Annotated in this window: 3 protein-coding genes; 2 read left to right on the forward strand and 1 reads right to left on the reverse strand. The window is 66.3% G+C overall.

Annotated elements, in window-relative coordinates; genetic code table 11:
* Nucleotides 1–74 precede the first annotated feature (74 nt).
* Both Q9S36_RS51460 and Q9S36_RS51465 read left to right on the forward strand, forming a co-directional pair.
* Entirely contained in the window at nucleotides 75–716 is a 642-nt protein-coding gene (locus tag Q9S36_RS51460; protein ID WP_311292431.1) for a helix-turn-helix domain-containing protein, read from the forward strand.
* Nucleotides 713–2368, forward strand: coding sequence for an MDR family MFS transporter (locus Q9S36_RS51465; RefSeq protein WP_311292429.1), 1656 nt, complete (start codon nucleotides 713–715; stop codon nucleotides 2366–2368). Before Q9S36_RS51460 ends, Q9S36_RS51465 begins: the two co-directional genes overlap by 4 nt.
* Nucleotides 2369–2712: 344 nt before the next feature.
* Here the strand turns inward: Q9S36_RS51465 and Q9S36_RS51470 are convergent.
* A partial coding sequence (locus Q9S36_RS51470; protein WP_311292430.1) for a hypothetical protein occupies nucleotides 2713–2982 on the reverse strand: 270 nt, incomplete at its 5' end.

Here is a 2982-nt window from a genome sequence, read left to right on the forward strand (position 1 = left end):
CGGTAGGTTAGCATCGAACAACCAGGAGAGCAACGTTTTTGCACTCGCGGGCGTTGAGTGTAATCTTGCACTCCATGGACGTTAGTGCAGATTCCCCTCGCGAGAGACGACGGTCGGACACGACGCGCAACTTGATCCGTGTCGCCCGCCACTTCACGGCGGAGCGCGGGCTGGCCGGCTTCACGGTCGAGGAGCTGTGCAGCGAGGCCGCTGTGTCGCGACGCACCTTCTTCAACTACTTCTCATCGAAGGACGACGCCGTTCTCGGCATGCCGATCGAGCGCGCCGACGCCGCCGCGGTCGCCGCCTTCCTCTCGAAGACCAGCGACAGCGTCGGCCTGTCCCCGTCGCTGCTCACCGACCTGGCCGCGTTGGCCGAGGAGCGGTGGCGCGCGCTCGATATCGCGCCAGACACCGTCAGCGATCTGTTTCGCGCCGTCGAGAAGGAGCCGCGGCTGCTCGGCCGGATGATCGAGCTCGGCTTCGAGGGCGAGCAGTTCGACGCTCGTCTCGTCGAGCAGCGCGAGAATCTGCCGAGCGGCGATCTGCGGGCACAGGCGGCGGCACAGATCGTCGGCGCGCTCGTGCGCTCCGCCGGCGCCGAGTTCCTCCGCCCCGGCAACGAAGACAGCTTCGTCGACATCTTCGAGCGACGCATCGTCGCGGCGCGTGAACTCTTCGACAGCCAAGACGCATTGATGGGACTGCCACGATGACCGCCACGAGCGAAACCACCTCGAACGGGAGCAGTCCGTTCCTCCTGACCAAGCGCCGGATCTGGATCATCTTCTCCGCGCTGATCGCCGGCATGCTGCTGGCATCCCTCGATCAGACGATCGTCTCCACCGCGATGCCGACGATTGTCGGCGAGCTCGGCGGCGTCTCGCACCAGGTGTGGATCACCACCGCGTACATTCTCGCCACCACGATCGTGATGCCGATCTACGGCAAGTTCGGCGATGTCCTCGGGCGCCGTCGACTGTTCATGGTCGCGATCGCGATCTTCACGCTCGCGTCCATCGGCTGCGCGTTCGCCACCGACTTCTGGATGTTCGTGGTCTTCCGAGCGGTCCAGGGTCTCGGCGGCGGCGGACTCATGATCCTGTCGCAGGCGATCATCGCCGACATCGTCCCCGCCTCCGAGCGCGGCAAGTACCTCGGACCCCTCGGCGCCATCTTCGGCCTCGCTGCCGTCGCCGGGCCCCTCCTCGGCGGGTTCTTCGTCGACCACCTCACCTGGCAGTGGGCGTTCTACATCAACATCCCCATCGGCATCGCGGCGTTCCTCATCGCGGTCTTCGCCCTCAAGCTGCCGGATAAGAAGCGCGAGAAGCCGATCGACTGGCTCGGCGTGCTCTTCCTGTCGATCGCGACCACCTGCCTCATCTTCTTCACCGACTTCGGCGGGTCGGCCGAGTTCGGCTGGGGCGACTGGTTCACCTGGGCATGGGGCGCCGGCCTGCTGGCGGCCGCCGCGCTGTTCATCTTCACCGAATCACGCGCCGCGGACCCGATCATGCCGCTGTCGATGTTCCGCAACCCGATCTTCGTCAATGCGACGGCGATCGGTCTCGCCCTCGGCATCGGCATGTTCGCGGCCATCGGCTTCGTGCCGACGTTCCTGCAGATGTCCTCGGGCACGTCGGCCGCGGCATCCGGCCTGCTCATGCTGCCGATGATGGTCGGTCTCATGGGAACCTCGATCGCGTCCGGTCTGCTGATCACGAAGACGGGCAAGTACAAGATCTTCCCGATTGTCGGCACGATCGTCACGGGCCTCGCGATGTTCGCCATGACCACCCTCACCGCGACCACGCCGATCTGGCTGATCTGCGTCTACCTGTTCGTCTTCGGTGCCGGCTTGGGCCTCATCATGCAGGTGGTCGTGCTGGTCGTGCAGAACGCGGTGCCGGCGGCCGAGATCGGCACCGCCACGTCGACGAACAGCTACTTCCGCGAAGTCGGCGCCGCCCTCGGCACCGCCGTGTTCGGCACGCTGTTCACCACCCGTCTCACCGAGAACCTCACGAGCGTGTTCACGGATGCCGGCGCCACCGCCGAGCAGGCCGGCCAGGCCACCTCGACCATCGACCCGTCCGTGCTCAGTGAGCTTCCCGACGCGATCCGGGACGGTGTGGTCACCGCATACGCCGACGCGCTGGCGCCCGTGTTCTGGTACCTCATCCCGTTCATGGGCATCGCGCTCGTGCTCGCGCTCTTCCTCAAGGAGATCCCGCTCTCCGACGTGGCGGGGCTGGTCGCACGCGGCGAAGCGATCGGAGGCGAGGAAGCGGAGCGTCTCGAGGCCGAACAGCGCGGGGGCACGGTATCTCCGGTCGACAGCCGCGGGGGATCCTCGCTCCCGTAGGGAAGAATCCCTGCTGCTCGCAGAGGTTGCCGATGGCGCCCGGCGCGGAGCGACGACATCGCTTCCACGCCTCAGCGGTCGGAGTCACCCTCGAGAGGGAGCCGCGATCGCCGATGCGAGGCGCGCGCGATGGCCATTCCGACCGCCGCGACGAAGAGTCCGACGACGACCACGGCCAAGGCGATCGCCCACTCACCTAGGAACAGGGGAACACAGGCTTGCACAGCGATCGCAACTCCGATCGCGGCAATCCGGAGGCCTGGCGATGTATCCACTTGCCACCTGTTCCTGAAGTCTCGGGCGCCGCTGCCTCTTCGCGACCTGGCGGCGTGCCTCTTCCGCACTCAGCGATTGACGAAGAGCGCCCGCTCGTCGACGTCGATCCACATGTACAGCTGATCTCCCTGCGCAGTAGCGTCGCGCGCGAGCCGGCGAAGATTCAATACCAAGGCGTGCGTGTCCGCTGTCGTCAAGCGCTCCGCTCGGACTTCGTCGGAACGCGCCCAGCGACCGACAACGCGAATCCCACGCCAGCCCCGCAGTCGCGCAAGCTCTGTCTGCAGGAGAGGGCTGAGGGGAAGTACCACCCTCTGTCCCCCATTGAAGATCGCAAC

This window comes from Microbacterium sp. ARD31 (assembly GCF_031844425.1).